Origin of the sequence: Bradyrhizobium sp. 197 (assembly GCF_023073375.1) — a bacterium.
Classification (GTDB): domain Bacteria; phylum Pseudomonadota; class Alphaproteobacteria; order Rhizobiales; family Xanthobacteraceae; genus Bradyrhizobium.
This window is the reverse complement of sequence record NZ_JADPJJ010000024.1, coordinates 84,518-108,852: the sequence shown is the minus strand read 5'-3', so window position 1 is coordinate 108,852 and position 24,335 is coordinate 84,518. Positions and strand designations below refer to the sequence as shown.

Genomic DNA, 24,335 nt, shown 5'->3' with positions numbered 1-24,335 from the left:
GTCCAAATATCAGGTTTTGGTGACGTTCAGCAATGCATCGCGCGGCGCCGCAGCGGATTGGCTGGGACGGTTAACCAGAAAAAGCCCAGCAATTACAAGGACCGCTGCCACCCCGAATGTCAGGTTCAGGGTGTCGTGCATGATGAAATAGCTACCCACCACGCCAAACAAAGGGGTGATGAAGGTAAAAGCCGACAATTTGCTGGCCGAATAGGTCTTCACCAGCGCGAACCAAAGCGTGAACGTGGTTCCCACCACCCAGATCGCCTGGAAGGCCATCAGGCCCAGCGACAGCGTCGACGGGGTGTGGGGGATGGTCTCCTCAAACAGCCAGGCGGCCGTGCCGAGGATCGGGATCGAGGTCGCGACCTGATAGCCGAGTGCCTTTTCAGGCGCCGCGAAACGCAGCCGGGTGCCCTTGGCAACCAGCGTGGTCGCCGCCCACAGCGCGGCGCCGCCGACGATCATGAGGTCGCCGAGCAGAACATGCGAATCGACGTTGGGCTGCGGTACCCCGATCGCGAGTGCGACACCGGCAAAGCTGACGGCCAGCCCCAGCCATTGCGTACCGCCAAGTCGCTCGCCAAGCACCTGGTAGGAGCCGAGCGCGACGAAGAACGGCGCGGTGTAGAGGAACACGACCGCCCGCGACGCCGGTGTGAAGCGCAGGCCCTGAAAGATCAGAACGAACTCGATGCCGAACATCAGTCCGGCAATCACGCCGGGCTTCCAGGTGCCGTCGCGTTCGAAGAATTTAACGCCGCGCAAGCTGCCGATGATGAACAGCACCGGCAGCGCGCCCATCGAGCGGAACGTGGCCTGAAGCATCGGCGGGATGTCCGGCAGCACCAGCTTCACCGCGATCTGGTTGAACCCCCAGGTCAGGCACAGCATGAGCATCAGAGCGATGGCGCCGGCACTGAGGGGACGACCGGCGGACGATAGGGCTTGTGGTGAGGACATGTCTTCCTGAAAAACCGGCGTTGCGCCGTTGTTGCTTTATGCAGCTTTCTGACAATGCGCACAGACGCCCGTGATTTCCACCACGGACAGTTTGGGAGCGAAGCCTGAACTGCGCGCGGCGGCGGTGAGGTCCTTGGCGAACGACGCCGACGGAATCTCACCGACCAGACCACAGCGCTCGCAGATCAGGAACGTCACCGCCGAGGTCGCGTCATGGTCGTGGGCGGCGCAGGCGAGATAGGCGTTGCGGCTTTCGATGCGGTGCACGAGGCCGTTCGTCATCAAGAAATCGAGAGCACGATAGACCGTGATCGGCGCCGGCCGCGGCATCGATTTCGCCAGCTCGTCGATCACTTCATAGGCTCCCAGCGGCCGGTGGCTCGAGAGCAGCGCCCCCAGCACATGGCGGCGGATCGGCGTGAATTTCTGCGTGCGCTGCTCGCAGACGGCTTCGGCATGCGCCAGCGCATCCGCGGTGCAACGGCCGTGATCGTGATCGGGCGCGGGAAAAACCGGCTTTGCGAGGGTCATGGGACCGGCATTCTAGCATTTCGAAGGGGGAACCCAAAGCAGGACCGGCGGTGCGGCGATCAGCCATGCTCTTGCTGCGGGACAGCATCCCGCTATCCCGCCATGAAATAATCATAAGCTTGCTTATTATATTCCAAGCTTATTGGAGACCAAGCTCATGAGCCGCGGGCCCGTGGACCAGAACTTCCTGTTTACGCTTGCCGAGCTCTATCGCCTGCTCCGCGTCTATGCCGACAAGGAAGCCTCGCGCTTCGGCATCACCCGCGCGCAATGGGCGGTGCTGGCCAAGGTCGAGCGCAGCGAAGGCATGAAGCAGTCGGAACTCGCGGAGCTTCTCGAGGTGCAGCCGATCACGCTGACACGCCTGATCGACAAGCTCTGCGACAGTGACTGGATCGAACGCCGCAACGATCCTTCGGACCGCCGCGTCAAGCGGCTGCACCTGAAGAAGGCGGGGCGGCAATTGCTCGGACGGATGAGCGGGCTGAAGTCCGAGCTCACGGCCAACGCGCTCGAGGGCATCACTCCGGCGGACGCCCATCGCCTCCTCACCCAGCTCGAAACAATCAAGGAAAACGTGCGTACCGCGATCCAGACATCGGTAGCGGAACAAGCGCGTAAGGAGCAGCGCTATGGCTGATCAGGTTCTCAAATTCCAACCCGAGCAGAAAATCGACAGCGGCAAGCCCACCAAGAAAGCCGGCACCAATCCGCGTCGCCGCCTGATCGCCGGCCTGCGCCGTTATCGCCGCGTCCTGCTTCTGGTCGTGCTGCCGGCCGTCGTCGCCATTGCCGGCCTGACCTTCTATCTCAATGGCGGCCGCTATGTCGGCACCGACGACGCCTATGTCGGTGCCCAGAAGGTGCTGGTGACGCCCGACATTTCCGGCAAGATCGAGAAGGTCATCGTGAAAGAGGGCCAAGTCGTCAAGCAGGGCGACGAGCTGTTCGAGATCGACCCCGTGCCGTTCCGCCTCGCGGTCGATCAGGCAAAGGCCGCGCTCGACCAGTCTCGCACGACCTATGACAATCTCATCGCGAACATCAAGATATACGCACAGATGCTCGATTTGGCGCAGCGGGGCGTCGACCTGAAGCAGCGCGACGTCGAGCGCAAGCAGTCACTGGTAAAGAGCAATTTCGGCTCGCAGCTCGACCTGGACAACGCTGCCAATGCGCTGGTCACCGCTGGCGCCCAGACGCAGTTCGTCAAGCAGCAGTTGTCCAATGCGAAGACCCAGCTGCTCGGCAATCCCGACCTGCCGCTCGAGCAATTCCCGCCCTACGCCCAGGCCAAGGCCAAGCTCGACGACGCCCAGCGCAATCTCGACCACGCCGTCGTGCGGGCCCCGATGAGCGGCGTTGCGACGCAGGTCGAGCAGATCCAGCTCGGCCGCTACGTCACCGCCGGCACGCCGGTGTTCTCTATCATCGACGTCGCCCACCCCTGGGTCGACGCCAATCCGAAAGAAAGCGACCTCACCTACGTCACCGAAGGGCAACCGGTCACGCTCGAGGTCGACGCGTTCCCGAACCATGTCTTCAAGGGCAAGATCGGCTCGCTCTCGCCCGGCACCGGCGCGCAGTTCGCGATCCTGCCGCCGCAAAACGCCACCGGCAATTTCGTCAAGGTCGTGCAACGCGTGCCGATCCGCGTCTATTTCGACGAGACCGACAAATACGTGCGGAAGCTGAAGGCGGGCATGAGCGTCTACGCCACCATCGACACCGGCCATCAGCGCTCGCTCGCCGGCCTGCTCGGCCTGGCGGCGACCGCAGGCCACGAAAACGACTGAGACAAGGACCGATCCGATGTCCGGCCCCCATGCGAGCCTGATGGTCCCCGGCATGCGCCGGAACATGGTGACGATCTGCGCCATGACGGCGACCATCATGCAGGCGCTGGACACCACCATCGCCAATGTCGCCCTGCCCTACATGCAGGGCACGCTGTCGGCCTCGCAGGACCAGATCAACTGGGTGCTGACGTCCTACATCGTCGCCGCTGCGATCATGACGGCGCCGGTGGGCTGGATCTCCAACCGCTTTGGCCGCAAGCGCATCTTCATCGCCTGCGCGGCCGGCTTCACCTTCGCCTCCGTGCTGTGCGGCCTCGCGCAGGACATCAACCAGATGGTGCTGTTCCGCCTGCTGCAGGGCGTATTCGGCGCAGCGCTGGTGCCGCTGTCGCAGTCAGTGATGCTCGACTATTACACGCTTCAGGAACGCGCCACGGCGATGTCGATCTGGGGCATGGGCGTGATGATGGGCCCGATCATGGGCCCGTCGCTGGGCGCCTGGCTCACCGAGAGCTATTCCTGGCACTGGGTGTTCTTCGTCAACCTGCCGTTCGGCGCGATCACCGTGCTCGGGCTCGCCGTCTTCATGGACGAGACCGATAAGAATCTCAGCCTGAAGTTCGACTGGTTCGGCTTTGCCGCGCTGGCGATCGGGATCGGCGCACTCCAGCTCGCGCTCGATCGCGGCGAGCAGCTCGACTGGTTCGAGTCGGTCGAGATCGTGACCGAGTTCGCCGTCTCCGGCGTCGCCTTCTATTACTTCTTCGCCCACTCCTTCACGACCTCGCGTCCCTTCATTCAGTTCGCGCTGTTCAGGGATCGCAACTTCCTCACCGGCTGCATCTTCATGACGGTGATGGGCCTCGTGCTGTACTCGACCATGGCGCTGGCTTCGCCCTACCTGCAGAACGTGATCGGTTATCCCATCATGACCGCGGGCGGCCTGCTCGCAAGCCGCGGCTTCGGCACTTTCTTCGCCATGATGATGGTCGGCCGCATCATGCGCTGGATCGAGGCGCGCACGCTGATCATCTGCGGCCTGACGCTGACGGCGGCCTCGCTGTTCCAGATGACGGGCTGGACCGACCAGACCCAGGTGCCGGAAATCGTGGTCGTCAGCGTGATCCAGGGCTTTGGCTTCGGCCTCGTCTTCGTGCCGCTCTCGACGGTGGCGTTCCTGACGCTGCCGAACCACTTGCGCACCGACGGCACCTCGATGCTGACGCTGCTGCGCAACGTCGCGAGCTCGGTCGGCATCTCCATCGTCGTCGCCGAGCTGACGCAGGGCACGCGCAAGACCTATGCGATCCTGTCCGAGAACATCAACCCGTTCAACCACGCGCTCCAGATGCCCAACGTCAGCGGCATGATCAATCTCTCCACCGACGCCGGCCGCGCCATGGCCGACAGGATGGTCAGCGTGCAGGCGCAGATCATCGCCTTCGCGCACGACTACATGTTGGTGATGATCTTCATCCTCTGCACCATCCCACTCGCCCTGATGATCGGCTCGTCCAAGGCCACGCTGCGCAAGCAGTCGGCCGGGCCGGAACATGCGGTGATGGAGTAGGGTGCGTCACAACTTGGACGACGGCGAGCGTGCAGCGCCAACTACCCCAAAAACTCCTCGCACCCTAAATCCTCGACCGCCAGCATCACCCGCTCCAGATTGTTCCACCAGATCACCGGCGGGATGTTGATGCTCCATTGCCAGACCGGCGTGGTGATGTGCCAGAGCACCGACCAACGGTAATCCTGATCGAGCGCGCCGCGCGTATAGCCGCTGGCGCCGCGCGCGATCAGCGTCTCGTAGTAACGGTTGAGCAGCGCCCGCTCGAGCGTCTGCCGGCGTTCCGGATACCATTGCATCGCCATCATGTAGGCGAGGTCGTTGGTCGGCACGTTGATGTTCCACAGGTCGAAGTCGAAGATCCGCACGGTATCGGCGACGCCGGCGCGCGGCAGCAGGAAATTCCAGATATGGGCATCGCCATGAGTGATGCTGACATGACGTCGCAAATGATAGCGCAGGGATAGCCGGGCCGACTGATCGATCAGCCGGCGGTAGAGGATGCGGCGCTCTTCGCTGAGGCGATCGCCGAGCAGGTCCGCGAAGCGATCGTAATGGCCGGCGAAGGTCTCCATGTGAGTTGCGCTGTCCTCCTCGCTCGCCCAGGTGCCGACGGTCTCGCCGAGACCGGGATGGTCCCACCAGGCCGCGTGCCATCGCGCGAGCGTCGTGACGATCGCCATCGCCTGATCGCGCGACGGTGGCAGCGGCCATTGCGTCGCAATCTCATGGCTGTCGGTGAGGTCTTCGAGCAGGAGATGCCAGGTCTCGCTCTCCTCGTCGAAATGCCCGTCGAAGCAGCGCGGCACAAGCCCCGCCGGCACTGTTGGCGCGAGTTGCGTATAGAAGGCCACTTCGTGCCGGCCGCCATTTGCAAGCGTCTTTGCGAAGTCGGAATGCGCGGTCTTCAGGATCAGCGATCGCGGGGCGCCGGCGGATTCCCCCACATAGCGCAGGCCAAGGCGGATAATGTGCGACACGACGGTGTCGCGCTGATGCAGCACTTTCACCTCGCGGACTGCGCCGGCGTCCAGCACGCCACTCCTGCGGAGCGCTGCCGTCAGTCGGGCGGGCTCAACGACCGCCGGCAATTGTGGAGGTGTCATAGCCACGATGCCCCTGTCCCGCGTCATACTGCACGATCACGCCCCACGCACCAGCGGCCAACCCGATGCCGGCCTAAGCCGCAGCGGTCGAGGCGCGCACGGTCCTGACCACGACCGACCGGAGCTGTTCGAGATTGGCCGCCATGCCGGCGATCGCCTGTCTGACCTCGGCGGCGCGCTCGTTCACGGAGGCGGCGTCACGGCTGACGTCGCCGATCTTGGCCGAGACCTCCTTCGCCGCGGAAGCCGATTCGGAGATCGAGCGCGTGATCTCACGCGTCGCGGCGTCCTGCTCTTCCATCGCGGCGGCAACGGAGGTGGCAACTCCGTCGATTTCGAGGATGTGGCCCCCCATGGTTTCGACGGCATCGACCGCGGCCTGCGTCGAGGCCTGGATCTCGGCAATCAGCCGCGTGATCTCCTCGGTGGATTTGGCGGTCTGGTCGGACAGGGATTTCACTTCGGCGGCGACCACCGCGAAACCGCGGCCGGCTTCGCCGGCACGCGCGGCCTCGATCGTGGCGTTGAGTGCCAGGAGGTTGGTCTGACCGGCGATGCCGCCGATGAGATCGGAGACCTCGGCGATTTTCTTGACCGAACCGGCCAGCGCCTGGATGGTCGAACGCGCCTGTTCACGACCGGCGACCGCCGATTTTGTGACCGTGCTGGTCCGCGCGACCTGGGTCGCGATCTCACGGATCGAAGCACTCAGTTCTTCCGCCGCGGCTGAAACGGTTTGCGAGCTGCTCAGGGCCTGGGTGGACGCCGAGGCAACCGCCTGCGACTCCGTGGACAACGACCGCGCGATCTCGGACAGGCTGGAGGCCGCCCGTTCTACGCCTTGGGTCGCAGCGCTTGCGGTATCGACCGAGCGGCCGGTTTCCCGCTCGACCGTATCGGCCATCTGTTGCAGGGCACCACGCTTGGCCAGCGCCGCCTCCTGCTCCTGCAGCAGCTGTTCTTCGCGCAGCCGGGCATTGTCGACTGCCGCCTGCTTGAACACCAACAGGGCGCCCGCCATCGACCCGACCTCGTCCTGACGGTGTGCGAAGGGGATGTCGGCGGCGAGATCGCCGGTCGCGAGCTTTTGCATCGTGCCTGTCATGCGCACGATCGGGCGCACCACGCCGAGCGCGACGCCGAGCAGGCCCGCGGCAATGAATGCCAGAACGGCGGCGGAAACGCCCATGAGGATATAAAGCATGGAGCTGTCGCGGTCCGCGGCCAGCTTCTCCATTTCGGCATTCTGCTTGTTGGCACTCTCGACAATGCTGTCGATGACGGCGCGATGCGCGGTGTAGGCATCCTTGAGCTGCGCGTAGGCGCGCTCGGAGGCGGCCGTGTCCTTGGCCTTGAGGGCCGGCAGGAGCTGGTCGGACAACAGCTTCCAGAACTTCTGCACCTCGGCGTCGGATTTCGACACCAGCGCGGTCTTCAGGTCGGCCGAGAGGCCGGAGGTAACCCAGAAAGCCTTGCGCTCGTCGTAATCCTTGCGGAGCTGGACCAGGCGGTCGCCGTGCGCCGCCAGCCGGTCCGGCTCGCGCATGACGAGGGTAGCCTCGAGATAGGCCTCGATCACATATTCCGGCGGGGGCAGGATGTCCGCGATGAGGTCATTGCCGAGCTTGATGTCGGTATAGAGCGGGCCGCCGACCTTGAGCTCGTGCAGGGCGTAGAGGCTGGTGGAGACAACGGCGGTAAAGCCGATGGCGAGGACGATGCCGAAAGCAATGATTGCGGAAGAAAGCGAAAGGCGAATTTTCATGAAACAATCCGATGGGCCGCGCCAAATCCAACGGATCCTAGAGGATTACGGTAAACACGGGATTGCTTCGCGCGGAATTTGAATCGCGCGGACTCCGGAGAACTACGGGAAAACGGCGTCAGCGAGCGGTTTCGGGCAGCGAAAGTTGGGCCCGGTCCTCCGCCATCGTCCCGGATAGGCGCAAGCGCAGATCCGGGACGCCACCTCAGTCACACGTCGAAAAACACAGTTTCGTTGTCGCCCTGCAATCGCAGGTCGAGCCGGTACACTGGCTTGCCGGCCTCGCGTACGGCGGTCAACGTGGCGCGGCGGTCGGCCGGCACCAGCGCCAGCACGGGGTCGGCGGCGTTGCCGGCCTCGTCGCCGAAATAGATGCGGGTATAGAGATGCCGCAGCATGCCGCGGCCAAACACCGCAAGCAGGATATGCGGCGCCTGCGGCTTGCCGTCGGGATCGGGCACCGCGCCTGGCTTGATGGTTTCGAAGGCGTAGTTGCCATCCTTGTCGGTGCCGCAGCGGGCAAAGCCGCGGAAGCTCGCATTTGGCAGCGCGCGCTTGTCCTGCGGATCGGCAAAGCGCCCCTGCGCATCGGCCTGCCAGATCTCCAGCATGGCATCAGGCACAACGACTCCGTCGCCGTCGAACACACGGCCCTCGATGCGGACGCGATCGCCGGTGACGTCGGGAGTCAGCGTCGAGTTCGTGAACGCATCGTTCCAGGCGTAGTCGCCGTTTGGCGTCAGGCCATATTTGAAGAACGGGCCGACCGTCTGCGATGGCGTGATCCCATTATCCTGCACTTAATGGTTCTCCATAGGCGTGGCGTTCTTGCCGCGCAGCACGATGTCAAAGCGGTAGCACAGCGCCCATTCGGGCTGGGTATTCTCTAAGTCGAACGACGACACCATCCGCGCCCGCGCCTTCTCGTCCGGCACCGAATTGAAGATCGGATCGAACGGGAACAGCGGATCGGCAGGGAAGTACATCTGCGTCACCAGACGCGTGACGAAGGAATGGCCGAACACCGAGAGATGGATGTGCGCGGGACGCCAGGCGTTGTGGTGGTTGCCCCAGGGATACGCGCCAGGCTTGATCGTGACAAAACGATAATAACCGGAGGCATCGCTCACGGTGCGGCCGGCGCCCGTAAAATTCGGATCGAGCGGGGCCGGATGCTGGTCGCGGACGTGAACGTAGCGGCCGCAGGAATTGGCCTGCCAGATCTCGACCAGTGAGTTCGGAACGCCGCGGCCGTCCTCGTCGCGCACATGGCCGTGCACGATGATGCGCTCTCCGAGCGGCTCGCCGGTGTGCTGGGTGGTGAGGTCGCTGTCTCCCTCGCGCACAGTCTCATGGCCGTAGACCGGGCCGGTCAGCTCCGACAGCGTATGGCGCATCGGGATCAAGGGCTTGTTCGGCGCGCGCTTGATCGAGCTCTTGTATTCGGGCGACAGCGGCAGCGGATGCGCCTGGTTGCTGTCGACGGGATAGATGAATGTCATTGGCAAACTCCTCCCCGGCCCTTTTTCGGTCCGACCGGTCAACGCTTCCGCCAATCATTATAGGATATAACTAATTGGGGGAAGCGGCTTTGAGCCCTATTTGATCGGCGGACGCGGCAGCACTGCCTCGCCGGCTTCGAGCCGGTAGACATGATCGAGCGAATACCAGGGCGTCGCGACATCGCGCTCTGTCGGGTGTGGCGCGTCATGACGCAGGAACTTGCCTATCAGCGCCTTCGTCACGCCGAACTGCACGTCGCTGTCGATATGCGGATCGGCGGGATCGTAGACCTGCGAGATCAGCACCTCGAAGCCGGGCTTGAAGACCAGGGCATGCAGGTGCGCGGGACGATAGGGATGCCGGCTCTGCGCCTCCAGGAGACGGCCGACCACGCCATCGGTCGGAATGGGATAGCCGACCATCATCACGGAGCGGAAAGAGAAGCCTCCGTCCTGGTCGGTCGTAAACTTGCGCAGATTCATGTCGGCCTGCTCGGGGTCCTGGTTTTCATAGAGCCCAACGGGCGACGCGTGCCAGACGTCGACCTCGGCGCCGGCGACGGGACGGCCGTCCTTGTCCACGACGCGGCCGTTGACGAACAGCGGCGCGCCCGGCGTCTCGGAGCGGACGATCGATCCGCCATTCTCCATCCGCGGCGAGTTCAACCGCCAGAACGGTCCGAGCAGCGACTGGTCGGTTTCCGTGTTGCCCTGATCGCCATTGTTCAGCAGGCACACCAGCGGCGAGACGCCGAGCGAGCCCGCCATCAGCACGACCTCATTATGCGTGTCGGTCGAGAGCTTGCCGAGCTCGGCGATAACAGCCGTGGCGTCACGGAATTCCTTCTCGGTCAGACGAACGTCGCGGACGAAGCCGTGCAGATGCTTGACCAGGGAGACCATGATCTGGCGCAGCCGCGGATCGGACGTCCGCTCCATCACCGCCAGGGACGCGGCCGTGACGTCCTGCTCACCCGCAATGATCATGGAAGCGGATCCCTAAAATTTCTCTCTCCCGAAAGCGGGGAGAGAGAAGAGAGCTTAGTTCAACTTCTCGATCGCGACAGCCACACCCTGGCCGACGCCGACGCACATGGTGGCAAGCGCGAGCTTGCCGCCGCGCTTTTCCATGCCGTGCACGGCGGTGAGCGCAAGGCGCGCGCCGCTCATGCCGAGGGGATGACCGAGCGCGATCGCGCCGCCATGCGGATTGACGAAATCGGCGTCGTCGGCAACGCCGAGCTGGCGCATGCAGGCGATGCCCTGCGAGGCGAAGGCTTCGTTGAGCTCGATCAGGTCGAAATCACTGATCTTCTTGCCGAGGCGCTCCATCAGCTTGCGGGTCGCGGGCACAGGGCCGATGCCCATGATGCGCGGCGGCACGCCGGCCGACGCAAGCCCGAGGATGCGGGCACGCGGCGTCAGGCCATGCTTTTTCACGGCGGCTTCGGATGCCAAGATCATCGCGGCGGCGCCGTCATTGACGCCGGAGGCATTGCCCGCGGTCACCGTGCCGGGATTGCGTACGATCGGCCTCAGCTTGGCGAGGGCTTCGAGCGTAGTCTCGGGGCGCGGATGCTCGTCCTTGTCGACGGTAACGGGGCCGGCCTTGCCGCCGGGAATGGTGATCGGGGTGATTTCTTCGGCGAAATAGCCGGCGGCAATCGCCGCACCGGCGCGCTGCTGCGAGCGGATCGCGAAAGCATCCTGATCGGCGCGCGACACCTGGAATTCTTCCGCAACGTTCTCGCCGGTCTCCGGCATGGCATCGACGCCATACTGCGCCTTCAGCAGCGGATTGATGAAGCGCCAACCGATCGTGGTGTCGAAGATATCGGCAGAGCGCGAGAAGGCTTCCTGCGCTTTGCCCATCACGAAGGGCGCGCGCGTCATGGATTCGACGCCGCCGGCAATCGCGAGCTCGATCTCGCCGGAACGGATGGCGCGGCCGGCGGCACCGACCGCATCGAGGCCGGAGGCACAGAGCCGGTTCAGGGTTTGGCCGGGAACTGAATCCGGCAGGCCCGCAAGCAGGAGCGCCATGCGTGCAACGTTGCGGTTGTCCTCGCCGGCCTGGTTGGCGCAGCCGAAGAAGACCTCGTCAACCTGTGCCCAGTCGAGATTGGGGTGCTTGGCCATCAGCGCCTTGATCGGGGCAGCCGCAAGGTCGTCGGCACGCACTTTGGCGAGGGAGCCGCCGAAACGGCCGATCGGGGTCCGCACGGCATCGCAGATAAAGACGTCACGCATCGTTGTTCTCCCTGAATGCCGCGATCGGGCCTAAATTCTTCAATGTCGACGGAGTTTTAGGAGGGCGCCCGCGGCAGGTCAATTGACTGATACGCGCGTGTTCCGAGGGGTGCGTACGCCAGCAGCGCATGCCGCGGTGCGGACAACGTGGAAAACCTCCCCGCGCCGGCCAAAGCGATAGGAGCGCGTGGCGAAATTTTGTAGGTTGCGCCGCCCATGACAATGCAACAACCGATCCCTGTACCGCCCCCCGACGAAGCGCCCGCGCCGCAGGCGGAAGCTGCCGCGCGCGTCACGCCGATGATGGAACAATACCTTGAAATCAAGGCGGCCCATCAGGGCTTGCTGCTGTTCTACCGGATGGGCGACTTTTACGAGCTGTTCTTCGAGGACGCCGAGATCGCCTCCAGGACACTCGGCATCGTGCTGACCAAGCGCGGCAAGCATCAGGGCGCCGATATCCCGATGTGCGGCGTGCCGGTCGAGCGCTCCGAGGATTATCTGCACCGGCTGATCATCGCGGGGCACCGGGTGGCGGTGTGCGAACAGACCGAGGATCCCGCCGCCGCCAAGGCGCGCGGCAACAAGAGCGTCGTGCGCCGCGGCGTGGTGCGCCTGGTCACGCCGGGCACGCTGACCGAGGACACGCTGCTCGACGCGCGCGCCAATAACTATCTGATTGCGCTCGCGCGCGCCCGCTCATCGGCGGGCGGTGACCGCTTTGGCCTCGCCTGGATCGACATCTCGACCGCCGAATTCATGGTGACGGAGTGTTCGGGCGGAGAGCTCACCGCGACACTGGCGCGCATCAATCCGAACGAGGTGATCGTCACCGACGCGCTCTACAACGACAGCGAGCTCGGACAGACCCTGCGCGAGCTGCCGGCGGTGACGCCGCTGACCCGTGACGTCTTCGACGGCGCCACCGCCGAGAAACGGCTGTGCGATTATTTTGCCGTCGCGACCATGGACGGACTGGCGCAGCTCTCGCGTCTCGAAGCCACCGCCGCGGCCGCGGCCGTCACCTATGTCGACCGCACCCAGGTCGGCAAGCACCCCCCGCTGTCGCCGCCCGCGCGCGAGGCCTCGGGTGCGACGATGGCGATCGATCCGGCGACGCGCGCCAATCTCGAACTGACGCGGACGCTGGCGGGCGAACGCCGCGGCTCGCTGCTCGACGCGATCGACTGCACGGTGACCTCGGCGGGGTCGCGACTGTTGGCGCAGCGGCTGGCCGCGCCGCTGACCGATGCGGCGGCGATCGCGCGGCGGCTCGATGCGGTCGGCAGCTTCGTTGCCGACTCTGCCGCGCGCGAGGACATCCGCAGCATTCTGCGCGGTGCGCCCGACATGTCGCGGGCGCTGGCCCGTCTGTCGGTTGGCCGCGGCGGCCCGCGCGATCTCGCCGGCCTGCGCGACGGCATCATCGCCGCCGACCAGGTGCTGACGCGGCTCGGCGAGCTCGATCAGCCGCCGCCGGAGATCGCCGCGGTGATGGCGGCGCTGCAAAGGCCATCGCGCGAGCTCGCGGCGGAATTCGCCAAGGCGCTCGACGATCAACTGCCGCTGATCAAGCGCGACGGCGGCTTCGTTCGCCAGGGCTACGAGCCTGCGCTGGACGAAACACGAAACCTGCGCGACGCCTCGCGCCTGGTGGTGGCTTCGATGCAGGCGCGCTACGCCGACAGCACGGGCGTCAAGGGCCTGAAGATCCGGCACAACAATGTGCTCGGCTATTTCGTCGAGGTGACCGCGCAGCACGGCGACAAGCTGATGTCGCCGCCGCTGAACGCGACCTTCATCCACCGCCAGACACTGGCGGGCCAGGTGCGCTTCACCACCTCTGAATTGGGGGAGATCGAAGCCAAGATCGCCAATGCCGGCGATCGTGCGCTCGGCCTCGAGCTCGAGATTTTCGAACAGCTCTGCGCCAAGGCGCTCGACATCAGCGAGGATCTGCGTGCCGCCGCTCACGCCTTTGCGCTGCTCGACGTCGCGACGTCGCTGGCCAAGCTGGCGATCGACGAGAACTATGTGCGGCCCGAGGTGGACTCGTCTCTCGGCTTTGCGATCGAGGCCGGCCGTCACCCCGTGGTCGAGCAGGCCCTGAAGCGTAATGGCGAGCCGTTCATCGCAAATGCCTGCGACCTGTCGCCGGGACCTGCGCAAAAGTCCGGCCAGCTCTGGTTGCTCACCGGTCCCAACATGGCCGGCAAGTCGACCTTCCTGCGCCAGAACGCGTTGATTGCTCTTCTTGCTCAAATCGGAAGTTTCGTGCCGGCGACGCGCGCGCGGATCGGCATTATCGACCGCCTGTTCTCCCGCGTCGGCGCCGCCGACGATCTCGCCCGCGGCCGTTCCACCTTCATGGTGGAGATGGTCGAGACCGCTGCGATCCTGAACCAGGCCGGCGAGCGCGCGCTCGTGATCCTCGACGAGATCGGCCGCGGTACAGCGACCTTCGACGGTCTCTCGATCGCCTGGGCCGCGATCGAGCATCTGCACGAGAGCAACCGCTGCCGCACGCTGTTCGCCACGCATTATCACGAGCTGACCGCGCTATCGGCAAGACTGCCGCGCATGTTCAACGCCACCGTGCGCGTGAAGGAGTGGCAGGGCAATGTCGTGTTCCTGCACGAGGTGCTGCCGGGCTCGGCCGATCGCTCCTACGGCATCCAGGTGGCGAAGCTGGCTGGCCTGCCGCCCGCCGTGATCACGCGCGCGAAATCGGTACTCGCAAAGCTGGAAGCCCAGGACCGCGGCCAGACCGCGCGCGCGCTCGCCGACGATTTGCCGCTGTTCGCGGTGCCCTCGCGCGCCGCGGCGGAAGCTGCGCCGCCGAGCGAAGCCGACCTGCTGATGGAGGCCGTGAAGGCCCTGCACCCGGACGAGATGTCGCCGCGCGAAGCGCTCGATGCGCTGTATGCGTTGAAAGCGAAACTGCCGAAGTAGCGAACGGTCCTTCCGCAACCTTCATTGCGAGCGGAGCGGAGCAATCCAGCATCCCTCTGTGGCGGCAGTCTGGATTGCTTCGTCGCTTCGCTCCTCGCAATGACGAGGCTAGTGCGCCAATCGCTTCCTTCGCCCGGTCCACCACAGCGTCAGATTCCAAACCACGCAGGTGGCGAGCCCCATGCTGAGGCCGATCGCGGAGCCGAAATTGGCGGCGCCGACGTGCAGCACGGCGATCGCCATGCCGAATCCGAGCAAGCCCCAGGCGGAATTGGCGAGCACGGCGGCGGTCGGCGGCCCCCCGATGCGCGGATGCAGGATCACCATGATGCTGGAGAACACGACCGGGTACAGCGCGATGATGCCGCTGATCCTGGGGCCGACCCAGCCCGACGTCGAGACCACGATGGCGACGAGGGTCGCAACCAGCAAAGCGCGCATCGGCACGTCATACCAGCGGCGCGTCACCAGCGGCATTTTCACATGGCGATAGCCCGCGAGTAGCGGAATGCAGATGCTGAACGCGATCAGATTGGCGACGAGCCCGGCGGCGAGCGGCCAGTCGAACTGGCGGATGATCGAGGCCAGCACGATCCAGACCGCGACAGCGCTTCCGCAACTCACCAGAAGACTGTGCCGTTGCGACAGCACGACATAAATGAGGCACATGAAGATCGTGGCAGCATTGACCGGCAGGCTCGACAGCGCGCCCTGCGCGATGAAAGCGGCATCGTGGTCGAGCGCGAGGTAGACGTAGGAGGGACCGGCCGAGATCGGCAGGGTCGCCACCAGCGCTCCGATCACCGGGCCCGAGCGCTCGGTGATAACGGAGGCCGTCACGACGAACGCCGCCGCGATCGCCATGCGCAGGAGAAGGAAGAGAATGAAGTGGAGGTCGAGGGACATTTTTTTCTGTCATTCCGTCCTTGTGCGCAATTGCGCACAAGGCCAGGACGACACTTGTTGATTACATTCGCTGCATCGACACCGAGACTTTCGGGCCGTTCTTGATGGTCTGATAGACCACGCAATAGCGCTCGGTGAGCTTGAGCAGCAGGTCGAGCTTGTCCTGCGGCGCATCGGTGTCGACCTCGAAGCGCAGGCGGATCTCGGCGAAGCCGACCGGGGTCTCCTTGTCGACGCCGAGCGTCCCGCGGAAATCGAGATCGCCCTCGGCGTAAACGTTGCCGGTCTTCAGCGGGATCTCGACCGCGGTCGCGACCGATTTCAGCGTGACGCCGGCGCAGGCGACCAGCGCCTCGAGCAGCATGTCGCCGGAGCAGAGCTCCAGGCCGGAACCGCCGGTCGCGGGATGCAGGCCGGCCATTGCGATGGCGCGGCCGGTCTCGACCTTGCAGGCGATGCCATCGCCATCCGTCGAGCCCTTGGCCTTCAGCGTGATCATCGCGGTCTTGGGATCGGTCTTGTAGCGTTCCTTGATCGGGGCCTGCATCTGGCGCAGTTCTGCGGCGTCCATCTTGTTCTCTCCCGGAAAATACGCCTGCCGATGTACCGGCTCGGAGGCGAATTGTCACCACCACATGGCCTGACCGGGACCCTGCATTGCGTCACGGTCGGGCACACTCCGGTCGAGCGAACGGTCGAGTGACGTCAGCACACTTCGCTTGAAATTCTCGAACAGCGGCGAATTGCGGTCGCGCGGCCGGCCCAGATTGATCTCGATCTGGTCGAACAGCCGGCCCGGCCGCGGCCGCATCACCAGCACGCGGTCAGCCAGCACCACGGCCTCGTCGACGTCATGCGTGACGAGGATGAGCGTCGGCCGCGTATCGGCCCAAAGATCGAGCAGATGATCCTGGAGATCCCTGCGGGTGAAGGCGTCGAGCGCCGAGAACGGCTCGTCGAGCAAGAGCACCTCGGGCTGAGGCACCAGCGCGCGTGCGATCGCGACACGCTGTGCCTGCCCGCCCGAAAGCTCGCGCGGCCAGGCCTGCGCCTTGTCGGCGAGCCCGACACGCTCGAGCGCGCGCGCCACCTTTTCACGCCGCTCAGTCGCGGGCGCATCGGCAAGACCAAAGCCGATATTGTCGGCGACACTGAGCCAGGGCAGCAGCCGCGGCTCCTGGAAGATGATGCCGATCTTGGCATGCGGCGAGGCGATCGCCTCGCTGTCGAGCGTCACGGTACCGGAACTCGTGCGGTCGAGGCCGGCGATGGCGCGCAGCAGCGTGGACTTGCCGCAACCCGAGCCGCCGATGATGGCGACGATCTCGCCTTGCTTGATTTCCGCCGAAAAGCGCGCCAGCGCCTGCACGCCGTTGGGATAGGTCTTGCTGACCCGTTCGAGCGCCAGCATCGCGTTACGCTCCCTTCGTGCGGCCGAAGGCATCCTGCCAGCGCAGGAAGGGCGCGGCCGCGACCTCGATCAGCCAATCCGTGAGCTTGCCGAGGATCGCGAAGATCACGATGGCGGCGAGGATCTGCGCGGGCTTGCCAAGCTGCTGGCCGTCGAGCAGGAGATAGCCGAGGCCTTCGGAGGCGCCGATCAACTCGGCCGCCACCACGAACATCCAGCCCAGGCCGAGACCGACGCGCAAGGACACGATATAGGCCGGCAGCACCGCGGGCAGCAGAATGCGGCGGATCATGGCGGGGCCGGAGAGACGGAAGGTGCGGCCGACCTCGACGATTTTTCGATCGACGATGAGGATCGCGCCCATCACGCCGAGATAGACCGGGAAGAACACGCCGACCGCGATCAGCACGATCTTCGAAGTCTCGAAGATGCCGAGCCAAAGGATGAACAGCGGCACCCAGGCCAGCGAGGGGATCGCGCGCAGCGCCTGAACGGTCGGATCGAGCAGCCGGCGCGCCAGCGACCAATACCCGGAGATAGCCCCGAGCAGCGTGCCCGCGACCACGCCGAACGCAAAGCCAAGACCGACGCGCCACAGCGTCGCGGCGATGTGACGGATCAGCTCGCCGGAGCGGGCGAGATCAGCGATGGTGGCAAAGACGCGCGAGGGGGGCGGCACCAGCCGGCCGTTGGACCAGCCAAACCAGACCACAAGTTCCCAGCCGAGCGCGAGGATCAGCGGCAACAACACACCCAGCATCGGCCGTGCATAACGCAAGATGCGCGACGGCGCGGCGGCGCTCTCGGCCGGTTCCGAGGTTTGTTGCAGGGCTGGCGCGTCGGAGATCATGGCCGTAGGAAGCGCGTCTGGTCGGGGAAAGCAACACTACTATTGCCGCGCCCTCCGCTGCTTTTCCCTTCTCTCCTTGCCGGAGAAGGTGGCGCGAAGTGCCGGATGAGCGGTTCTCTCCGCTCGCAATACCGATCGTGAGGAAAGATACCCTCACCCGCCTCGCTTCGCGAGGCACCCTCCCCACAAGGGGGAGGGAAAGAGCATCTCAATTCGTCGGCAGCGGGATCTGGTCGTCGATCAGCGCGTCCAGCGTCGCCTTCACGTCGACCTTGGAGTCGACGACGCCGGCCTGTTGCAGGGCGAGGCCCGCGGCGAGGATCGACTCGCGCTGCGGCGCGCCGATGCGGCTGTGGGTGAGCTCGGTGCGCTCCTTGAGCTGCTTGTCGACGACAGGCTCCGGCAGCTTGGTCACGGCGATGAAGGTCTTCTTCAGCTCGTCGTAATTGGCCAGCGAATATTTGCGCGCCTCTTCGTACACCGCGAGCACGCGGCGGGCGGCATCCGGATAGTCCTTCAAGAACTGCTCGCGCACATTGAGGATGCCCCAGGTATTGGCGTCGGCGTTGCGGTAGAACAGTTTTGCGCCCTCCTCGACTTCGGCCTGCGCCATCATCGGATCGAGCCCGGCCCACGCATCGACGTCGCCGCGGATCAGCGCGGTCTTGCCGTCAGCATGCTGGAGCAGCACCGGCGTGATGTCTTTTTCGGTGAGGCCTGCGCCAAGCAGCGCGCGCACCAGGAAGATGTGCGGATCTGTACCGCGCGTCACCGCGACACGTTTGCCCTTGAGGTCCGTAACGGTTGCTATCTTGGAATCCTTTGATGTCACCAGCGCCGTCCATTCGGGACGCGAATAGACGTAGATCGATTTGATCGGGTTGCCGTTGATGCGGGCGACCAGCGCCGCCGAGCCGGCGGTCGAGCCGAAATCGATCGAGCCGGCATTGAGGAATTCGAGCGCCTTGTTCGAACCCGCCGACTGCACCCAGGTGACGGTGATGCCGTCCTTGGCGAACTCCTTCTCCAGGAGGCCCTTCTGCTTCAGGACCATCGACACGGGATTATAGGTCGCCCAGTCGATACGGATTTCCTTGAGCGGATCCGCCGCCCGCGCCGCGGGGCTCACAGCAAGAGCCACCGCTCCGGCCAACAGTATGCGTCGTGTAATCCCAGTCATGCCCAGCCTCCTCCAAAACTTCATTGTTTTTCAATGAGTTATATCTAGAGGTCAACGAGAAAATCCGCCCCTTGAAAGTGCGCCGGCCGAGAACAGTTTTGCCCAAAATCGTACCTTTCCAGCATGGAACGACTATTGCCAGAGAATGGCGGGTGACAGCGCCTGCGGCCTCTTATATCCGGTGAGACATGGACAGCGTCGCAACTGAGCACAAGGCCGAGGTGGACGATCGCTTCGACACCGCGCGGATCACCGCCGCGGTCGATGCGCTCGCCGAGAGACACCAGGGACGTGAGGACGCATTCCGCACGGCCATGGCGCAACTGCTCAAGGCCGAGCTGATCTCGGCGCGCGCCGCGGCACAAACGATCTTGCTGAAGGACCGGCACGGCCGGCGCTGCGCCGAGCGGCTGTGCCACGTGCAGGACGAGATCATCCGCATCCTGTATTCGGCCGCGACCCGCCACCTCTACCGCTCGCCGATCCCAAGCGGCGCCGAGCGCATGGCAGTGGTGGCGACCGGGGGCTATGGCCGCGGCCTGATGGCCCCCGAGTCCGACATCGATCTCTTGTTCATCCTGCCCTACAAGCAGACAGCCTGGGGCGAGCAGGTCGCCGAAGCCATCCTCTACTGCCTGTGGGACATGGGGCTGAAGGTCGGTCACGCCACGCGCTCGGTCGACGAGTCGATCCGGCAGGCGCGTGGCGACATGACCATCCGCACCGCGATCCTGGAGACGCGCTTCCTGACCGGCGACAAGCCGCTCTATGAAGAACTGGTCGCCCGCTTCGACAAGGAAGTCGTTCAAGGCACCGCGTCCGAATTCGTCACCGCAAAGCTCGCCGAGCGCGAGGAGCGGCATCGCCGCGGCGGCCAGTCGCGCTATCTGGTCGAGCCCAACGTCAAGGACGGCAAGGGCGCACTCCGCGACCTGCACACGCTGTTCTGGATCGCCAAATACGTCTACCGCGTGCGCGACACCAACGAGCTGGTCGAGCGCGGCGTATTCGACGCGCAGGAATACCGCACCTTCCGCCGCTGCGCCGACTTCCTCTGGTCGGTACGCTGCAACCTGCATTTCTATTCGGGACGGCCAGAGGAGCGGCTGTCGTTCGATCTCCAGCGCGAGATCGCGGTCCGGCTCGGCTATACCTCGCATCCCGGCATGCAGGATGTCGAACGCTTCATGAAGCACTACTTCCTGGTCGCCAAGGAAGTCGGCAACCTCACCGCCATCCTCTGCGCCAAGCTTGAGGACCAGCAGGCCAAGCCCGCGCCGGTGCTGAGCCGGATGATGGCGCGGCTGCGCCCCACTCCGGTGAAGCGGCGCGTGCCTGACAGCGACGACTTCATCGTCGACAACAACCGCATCAACGTTGCCGCGCCCGACGTGTTCAAGCACGATCCGGTCAATTTGATCCGCATCTTCCGCCTTGCGCAGAAGAACAACCTCGCCTTCCACCCGGACGCGATGCGCGACGTGACGCGCTCGCTCGGCCTGATCAACGCGCAGATGCGCGAGAATCCCGAAGCCAACCGGCTGTTCATGGAGATCCTGACGTCCGACAACGCGGAGATCGTGCTGCGGCGGATGAACGAGACCGGCGTGCTCGGTCATTTCATCCGCGCCTTCGGCAAGATCGTCTCGATGATGCAGTTCAACATGTATCATCACTACACCGTCGACGAACATCTGATCCGCTGCGTCGGCTTCCTCCAGGACATCGAGCGCGGCGGCCTCGACGAATTCACGCTTGCAAGCGACCTGATGCGCAAGATCCGGCCTGAGCACCGGGCCGTGATCTATATCGTGACGCTGCTGCACGACATCGCCAAGGGTCGGCCCGAGGATCACTCGATCGCCGGCGCCAAGGTGGCGCGACGGCTGTGCCCGCGGCTCGGCTTCAGCGCGGCCGACACCGAGCTCGTGGCCTGGCTGATCGAGGAGCATCTGACGATGTCGACGGTCGCGCAGTCGCGCGACCTCTCCGACCGCAAGACCATCGAGAATTTCGCCGCCGTGGTGCAGTCGGTCGAGCAGATGAAGCTGCTGACGATCCTGACCACCGCCGATATCCGCGGCGTCGGTCCGGGCGTGTGGAACGGCTGGAAGGCGCAGCTGCTGCGCTCGCTATACTACGAGACCGAGCCGGTGCTGACGGGCGGCTTCTCGGAAGTCGACCGGGGAAAACGCCTCTCGGCCGCCTACGCCGAATTCCGCATGGCCTTTGCCGAGTGGCCGGCGGAGGAGCTCGATGCCTATATCGGCCGGCACTATCCAGCCTATTGGCTCAAGGTCGAGCTGCCGCGAAAAATCCGCCACGCCCGCTTCGTCCGCTCCAGCGAGCAGGCCGGCCACAAGCTCGCGATCAATGTCGGCTTCGACGAGGTGCGCGGCGTCACAGAGCTGACGATCTTCGCCGCCGACCATCCCTGGCTGCTCTCGATCATCGCCGGCGCCTGCGCCTCGGCCGGCGCCAACATCGTCGATGCCCAGATCTACACCACGACCGACGGACGCGCGCTCGATACCATCTCGATCTCGCGGGAATACGACCGTGACGAGGACGAGGGACGCCGCGCGACCCGCATCGGCGAGATGATCGAGGACGTGCTGGAAGGCAAGCTGCGCCTGCCGGAAGTGGTGGCGCGGCGCACCGTGCGCAGCAAGGCGCGCCCGTTCGTGGTCGAGCCGGAAGTGACCATCAACAACCAATGGTCCGACCGCTACACGGTGATCGAGATGTCAGGCCTCGACCGTCCCGGCCTGCTCTATGAGCTGACCACCGCGATCTCGAAGCTCAATCTCAACATTGCGTCTGCCCATGTCGCGACCTTCGGCGAGCGTGCCCGCGACGTGTTCTACGTCACCGACCTCCTGGGCGCGCAGATCAGCGCGCCGACACGCCAGGCCGCGATCAAGAGCGCGCTGATCCACGTGATGGCCGGCGACAAGGCGGCTCAGCCCGCGGCTTGACTTTCCCAAACGGACTCTGAGCCTTTCCATCATCGCGCCGCGTTTTGTCCAGAGAGTCGTAGCGCGTTCACCAGTGCAGACAGCGCGACTGGTTGATGCTGACGACTGGGGTAATACATGAAGAAGCCGGGAATTGGCGGCGTCCAATCCTCCAGCACGCGAACAAGGCGGCGCTTCGCAACATACTCGGCGACCTGATCTTCATAGGCGAGCCCGACACCAACTCCAGCGAGCGCCGCCTGAATCACCAGATGAGTATCGTCAATGATGAGCGGGCCGCTGACGTTGATCGTGACCGACTTTCGTCCCTGCTCAAACTCCCATCGATATGGACCGCCCGCAAGACGCAGGGTAATGCACCGATGATCGTTGAGATCCTTTGGCTTTTTGGGGATGTGTCGTGAAGCGAAATAGCTTGGCGACCCGACTACCGCCAATCGCAATTCGGGCGTGACACGAACCGCGATCATGTCCTTTTGAATGTACTCGCCAAGCTGAATACCGGCATCGAACTCGCCTGCAACAAGGTCCACGGGGCCAGTGACGGTGACAACGTCCAGAACGATGTCAGGGTAGGCCTCAGCGAAAGCTCGGAGCCGCGGTAACAATACCATCACGGCAGCTGATCGTGACATTACGATTCGAAGCCGACCTTCGGGTCGGCGTCGAACGCTTCGGGCTTTGTCGAGGGCATGACGAATTTGCTCAAGTGCCGGAGACAAGTCTTCCAGAAGAGCCGCCCCCGCAGCGGTCGGCGCAACGCTCTTGGTTGTTCGAGCGAGCAGCTGCAGCTCAAGCCGCTGCTCAAGCCTCCTTATTGTGTGGCTCAAGGCAGACTGAGACACACCTAGCTTTATCGCAGCGCGTGTGAAGCTTCGTTCACCGGCCACGATTGCAAACGCAGCGAGTTCGTTCATTTCGTTGGTCATCATTTATGAATATCGCTCACAAGCCCATGCCGTACAATACGTCTAGTCTCATAAGCTACCCTGCCGTAGCTTGAGCGAGCAAGAAGACGAACTGCAGTACTTTTCCGCACATGAGGGTTGGTTGACGCTCGGCGCAGTTGGCCGATCCGCACGAATGAGTTCGGTGTAAAAGCCTTGAGGATGACAAATGGATATGGACATTCCCGCCCTGCGCTCCCTTGCGCAGACCTATTTCGATGCTGCCTATGAAATGGATGCCGAGAAATTTGCATCCATATTTCACCCCTCGAGTTCAGTGACGAAGGTCGCCGAGGACGGCAACGTGGGCGTGACGCCGATTGCGACCTGGCTGGCAGCGGTTCGCAACATGAAAGCTCCGAAGCAACAGGGCTTCGAGCGAGATGATCAGATCCTGTCAATCGATGTTGAAAGGGAGCTCGCGCTCTTGAAGGTGAAATTTCAGATTCCGCCGCGTTCCTTCACGGACCTGTTGTCATGCTTAAAGGTGAACGGCACCTGGAAAATCGCGCAGAAAGTGATGACGTCGAAAATCTGATGGATTTGGTTGCACTCTCAGACCTCCACCCCCTCGTGCCGCAGCAGCCAGCGCTTGCGCTCGAGGCCGCCGCCATACTTCACCAGCGAACCATTTGCGCCGATCAGGCGATGACACGGCAGCACAACGCTGATCGGGTTGGAGCCGTTGGCATGGCCGACGGCGCGAATGGCTTTGGGCATGTCGATCCCGGCGGCGAGCGCGCCGTAACTCATCGTGGTGCCGGCAGGAATGTTCGCAAGCGCGTTCCAGACCTTCTGCTGGAACGGCGTGCCGGCGACGCGCCATGCGATGCCTGAGAGCTGGCCGAAATCGCCTTCGAAATAGCCCGTCAGTGCAGTCCGCATCTCCGGCGGCGCAGGCTGGTCACTCAGCTCCACCGCACCGTAATGCAGGCGCAACAGGTCGCGCATGCGGTGCTCGTAGTCTTCCCAGTCGAGCGCGCGCAAGGCGCCCGCGGCGTCGGTGACCAGCAGGGCGATCCCGATCGGCGTCGCCAGACGATCGAGGCCGAAGCTTACAGACAGTGTGGTCGGTCGCGCGGGCATTTGCGGCACCATTGCATCGAAACACGCCATCGCACTTGCCACGCCGGCCGTGCTAACGTCCACCCGAAAGCTGACGCTTGGGGGAGCTCAACTTGATCCTGATCGCGAATATTCTGGTGGCGCTGGTTGCCGCACTGCACGCTTACTTCCTGATTTTGGAGATGTTTCTCTGGGACAAGCCGCTAGGCTTGAAGGTCTTCCGCAACACGCCGGAGAAGGCAGCGATCACAAAGGTGCTGGCTGCGAACCAGGGGCTCTATAACGGTTTCCTGGCCGCCGGCCTGGTCTGGGGTCTGGTGCACGGCAATTCGGCTTTCGCGTTCCAGATCAAGGCGTTCTTCCTGCTCTGCGTGATCCTGGCCGGCGCTTATGGCGCGGCGACCGTCAGCACGCGCATCCTCATGGTGCAGGCGCTGCCGGCCGCGATCGCGCTGGTGGCGCTGTTCCTCGCCTAAAGCCCGCTGGCCTGAGACGCTTCGGCACAGCGCCGCGATCCTTGCGCGGCGGCGAACGTTCCTCCACAATCTTCGGCAGCGATG

Annotated in this window: 22 protein-coding genes; 7 read left to right on the top strand and 15 right to left on the bottom strand. The window is 64.3% G+C overall.

Annotation, left to right across the window (positions count from 1 at the left end; translation table 11 throughout):
• Positions 1-9 precede the first annotated feature (9 nt).
• Positions 10-963, bottom strand: coding sequence for a DMT family transporter (locus IVB27_RS05935; protein WP_247442109.1), 954 nt, complete (start codon positions 961-963; stop codon positions 10-12).
• A 36-nt stretch (positions 964-999) separates the two neighbouring features.
• On the bottom strand, positions 1,000-1,494 hold the full coding sequence (locus IVB27_RS05930; RefSeq protein WP_247442107.1) for a Fur family transcriptional regulator: 495 nt from the start codon (positions 1,492-1,494) through the stop codon (positions 1,000-1,002).
• A gap of 157 nt (positions 1,495-1,651) precedes the next feature.
• Here IVB27_RS05930 and IVB27_RS05925 point away from each other — a divergent pair, with 157 nt between their 5' ends.
• Genes IVB27_RS05925 through IVB27_RS05915 form a run of 3 tightly spaced genes read left to right on the top strand, consistent with a single transcriptional unit; the run spans position 1,652 to position 4,863 of the window.
• Positions 1,652-2,134 (top strand): MarR family winged helix-turn-helix transcriptional regulator, encoded by a 483-nt coding sequence (locus IVB27_RS05925; protein WP_247351687.1) that lies wholly within the window; start codon positions 1,652-1,654, stop codon positions 2,132-2,134.
• Positions 2,127-3,290, top strand: a complete 1,164-nt coding sequence (locus tag IVB27_RS05920) for an HlyD family secretion protein (RefSeq protein WP_247351685.1) — start codon at positions 2,127-2,129, stop codon at positions 3,288-3,290. Before IVB27_RS05925 ends, IVB27_RS05920 begins: the two co-directional genes overlap by 8 nt.
• Before the next feature lie 16 nt (positions 3,291-3,306).
• Positions 3,307-4,863 carry an MDR family MFS transporter gene (locus IVB27_RS05915; protein ID WP_247351683.1) on the top strand — a complete coding sequence of 519 codons (1,557 nt, stop codon included), beginning with the start codon at positions 3,307-3,309 and terminating at the stop codon, positions 4,861-4,863.
• A gap of 41 nt (positions 4,864-4,904) precedes the next feature.
• On the opposite strand, the gene IVB27_RS05910 is transcribed toward IVB27_RS05915, so the two are convergent.
• The 6 genes from IVB27_RS05910 to pcaF all read right to left on the bottom strand — a co-directional run bounded on the left by IVB27_RS05910 (position 4,905) and on the right by pcaF (position 11,486).
• Entirely contained in the window at positions 4,905-5,996 is a 1,092-nt protein-coding gene (locus tag IVB27_RS05910; protein WP_247442106.1) for a phosphotransferase, read from the bottom strand.
• A gap of 46 nt (positions 5,997-6,042) precedes the next feature.
• Positions 6,043-7,734, bottom strand: coding sequence for a methyl-accepting chemotaxis protein (locus IVB27_RS05905; protein WP_247442105.1), 1,692 nt, complete (start codon positions 7,732-7,734; stop codon positions 6,043-6,045).
• A gap of 209 nt (positions 7,735-7,943) precedes the next feature.
• Positions 7,944-8,534: a protocatechuate 3,4-dioxygenase subunit alpha gene (pcaG, locus tag IVB27_RS05900; protein ID WP_247442103.1), complete on the bottom strand. Its 591-nt coding sequence runs from the start codon at positions 8,532-8,534 to the stop codon at positions 7,944-7,946.
• Positions 8,535-9,236, bottom strand: a complete 702-nt coding sequence (pcaH, locus tag IVB27_RS05895; RefSeq protein WP_247442101.1) for a protocatechuate 3,4-dioxygenase subunit beta — start codon at positions 9,234-9,236, stop codon at positions 8,535-8,537.
• Between the two features lie 96 nt (positions 9,237-9,332).
• Positions 9,333-10,223: a dioxygenase family protein gene (locus IVB27_RS05890; protein WP_247442098.1), complete on the bottom strand. Its 891-nt coding sequence runs from the start codon at positions 10,221-10,223 to the stop codon at positions 9,333-9,335.
• 54 nt (positions 10,224-10,277) lie between these two features.
• A complete protein-coding gene (pcaF, locus tag IVB27_RS05885) occupies positions 10,278-11,486 on the bottom strand; it encodes a 3-oxoadipyl-CoA thiolase (RefSeq protein ID WP_247442096.1) in 1,209 nt (402 codons plus the stop codon).
• 216 nt (positions 11,487-11,702) lie between these two features.
• Here pcaF and mutS point away from each other — a divergent pair, with 216 nt between their 5' ends.
• Positions 11,703-14,438: a DNA mismatch repair protein MutS gene (mutS, locus tag IVB27_RS05880; RefSeq protein ID WP_247442094.1), complete on the top strand. Its 2,736-nt coding sequence runs from the start codon at positions 11,703-11,705 to the stop codon at positions 14,436-14,438.
• 108 nt (positions 14,439-14,546) lie between these two features.
• Here mutS and IVB27_RS05875 read toward each other — a convergent pair whose 3' ends face one another.
• The 5 genes from IVB27_RS05875 to IVB27_RS05855 form a co-directional block, all read right to left on the bottom strand.
• The gene (locus IVB27_RS05875) at positions 14,547-15,344 is read right to left on the bottom strand and encodes a hypothetical protein (RefSeq protein WP_247442092.1); all 798 of its coding nucleotides are present in this window, start codon (positions 15,342-15,344) and stop codon (positions 14,547-14,549) included.
• Between the two features lie 61 nt (positions 15,345-15,405).
• A complete protein-coding gene (locus tag IVB27_RS05870) occupies positions 15,406-15,915 on the bottom strand; it encodes an OsmC family protein (protein ID WP_247442090.1) in 510 nt (169 codons plus the stop codon).
• Positions 15,916-15,969: 54 nt separating this feature from the next.
• On the bottom strand, positions 15,970-16,755 hold the full coding sequence (locus IVB27_RS05865) for an ABC transporter ATP-binding protein (RefSeq protein WP_247351665.1): 786 nt from the start codon (positions 16,753-16,755) through the stop codon (positions 15,970-15,972).
• Positions 16,756-16,759: 4 nt separating this feature from the next.
• A complete protein-coding gene (locus tag IVB27_RS05860; protein ID WP_247351664.1) occupies positions 16,760-17,605 on the bottom strand; it encodes an ABC transporter permease in 846 nt (281 codons plus the stop codon).
• Between the two features lie 208 nt (positions 17,606-17,813).
• A complete protein-coding gene (locus IVB27_RS05855; RefSeq protein WP_247442088.1) occupies positions 17,814-18,785 on the bottom strand; it encodes an aliphatic sulfonate ABC transporter substrate-binding protein in 972 nt (323 codons plus the stop codon).
• Positions 18,786-18,973: 188 nt separating this feature from the next.
• Between IVB27_RS05855 and IVB27_RS05850 the strand changes: the two genes are divergently transcribed.
• Complete coding sequence (locus IVB27_RS05850; RefSeq protein WP_247351662.1) at positions 18,974-21,763, top strand: [protein-PII] uridylyltransferase; 2,790 nt, start codon at positions 18,974-18,976, stop codon at positions 21,761-21,763.
• Between the two features lie 29 nt (positions 21,764-21,792).
• On the opposite strand, the gene IVB27_RS05845 is transcribed toward IVB27_RS05850, so the two are convergent.
• Complete coding sequence (locus IVB27_RS05845) at positions 21,793-22,695, bottom strand: LysR substrate-binding domain-containing protein (RefSeq protein WP_247442086.1); 903 nt, start codon at positions 22,693-22,695, stop codon at positions 21,793-21,795.
• 184 nt (positions 22,696-22,879) lie between these two features.
• Here IVB27_RS05845 and IVB27_RS05840 point away from each other — a divergent pair, with 184 nt between their 5' ends.
• A complete protein-coding gene (locus IVB27_RS05840; protein WP_247442084.1) occupies positions 22,880-23,248 on the top strand; it encodes a nuclear transport factor 2 family protein in 369 nt (122 codons plus the stop codon).
• 17 nt (positions 23,249-23,265) lie between these two features.
• Here IVB27_RS05840 and IVB27_RS05835 read toward each other — a convergent pair whose 3' ends face one another.
• Positions 23,266-23,796, bottom strand: a complete 531-nt coding sequence (locus IVB27_RS05835) for a methylated-DNA--[protein]-cysteine S-methyltransferase (RefSeq protein ID WP_247351658.1) — start codon at positions 23,794-23,796, stop codon at positions 23,266-23,268.
• A 92-nt stretch (positions 23,797-23,888) separates the two neighbouring features.
• On the opposite strand from IVB27_RS05835, the gene IVB27_RS05830 reads away from it, so the two are divergent.
• Entirely contained in the window at positions 23,889-24,251 is a 363-nt protein-coding gene (locus tag IVB27_RS05830; protein ID WP_247442083.1) for a DUF1304 domain-containing protein, read from the top strand.
• The last annotated feature ends 84 nt before the right edge of the window (positions 24,252-24,335 follow it).

Bases quoted from the DNA above. Each gene is read 5' to 3' on its own strand.
- IVB27_RS05925 (WP_247351687.1), top strand. From the start codon at position 1,652: ATGAGCCGCGGGCCCGTGGACCAGAACTTCCTGTTTACGCTTGCCGAG.
- mutS (WP_247442094.1), top strand. From the start codon at position 11,703: ATGACAATGCAACAACCGATCCCTGTACCGCCCCCCGACGAAGCGCCC.
- IVB27_RS05870 (WP_247442090.1), bottom strand. From the start codon at position 15,915: ATGGACGCCGCAGAACTGCGCCAGATGCAGGCCCCGATCAAGGAACGC.
- IVB27_RS05935 (WP_247442109.1), bottom strand. From the start codon at position 963: ATGTCCTCACCACAAGCCCTATCGTCCGCCGGTCGTCCCCTCAGTGCC.
- IVB27_RS05860 (WP_247351664.1), bottom strand. From the start codon at position 17,605: ATGATCTCCGACGCGCCAGCCCTGCAACAAACCTCGGAACCGGCCGAG.
- IVB27_RS05910 (WP_247442106.1), bottom strand. From the start codon at position 5,996: ATGACGCGGGACAGGGGCATCGTGGCTATGACACCTCCACAATTGCCG.
- IVB27_RS05850 (WP_247351662.1), top strand. From the start codon at position 18,974: ATGGACAGCGTCGCAACTGAGCACAAGGCCGAGGTGGACGATCGCTTC.
- IVB27_RS05855 (WP_247442088.1), bottom strand. From the start codon at position 18,785: ATGACTGGGATTACACGACGCATACTGTTGGCCGGAGCGGTGGCTCTT.
- IVB27_RS05845 (WP_247442086.1), bottom strand. From the start codon at position 22,695: ATGATGACCAACGAAATGAACGAACTCGCTGCGTTTGCAATCGTGGCC.
- IVB27_RS05905 (WP_247442105.1), bottom strand. From the start codon at position 7,734: ATGAAAATTCGCCTTTCGCTTTCTTCCGCAATCATTGCTTTCGGCATC.
- IVB27_RS05835 (WP_247351658.1), bottom strand. From the start codon at position 23,796: ATGCCCGCGCGACCGACCACACTGTCTGTAAGCTTCGGCCTCGATCGT.
- IVB27_RS05875 (WP_247442092.1), bottom strand. From the start codon at position 15,344: ATGTCCCTCGACCTCCACTTCATTCTCTTCCTTCTCCTGCGCATGGCG.
- IVB27_RS05840 (WP_247442084.1), top strand. From the start codon at position 22,880: ATGGATATGGACATTCCCGCCCTGCGCTCCCTTGCGCAGACCTATTTC.
- IVB27_RS05930 (WP_247442107.1), bottom strand. From the start codon at position 1,494: ATGACCCTCGCAAAGCCGGTTTTTCCCGCGCCCGATCACGATCACGGC.
- pcaH (WP_247442101.1), bottom strand. From the start codon at position 9,236: ATGACATTCATCTATCCCGTCGACAGCAACCAGGCGCATCCGCTGCCG.
- IVB27_RS05915 (WP_247351683.1), top strand. From the start codon at position 3,307: ATGTCCGGCCCCCATGCGAGCCTGATGGTCCCCGGCATGCGCCGGAAC.
- pcaF (WP_247442096.1), bottom strand. From the start codon at position 11,486: ATGCGTGACGTCTTTATCTGCGATGCCGTGCGGACCCCGATCGGCCGT.
- IVB27_RS05890 (WP_247442098.1), bottom strand. From the start codon at position 10,223: ATGATCATTGCGGGTGAGCAGGACGTCACGGCCGCGTCCCTGGCGGTG.
- IVB27_RS05920 (WP_247351685.1), top strand. From the start codon at position 2,127: ATGGCTGATCAGGTTCTCAAATTCCAACCCGAGCAGAAAATCGACAGC.
- IVB27_RS05865 (WP_247351665.1), bottom strand. From the start codon at position 16,755: ATGCTGGCGCTCGAACGGGTCAGCAAGACCTATCCCAACGGCGTGCAG.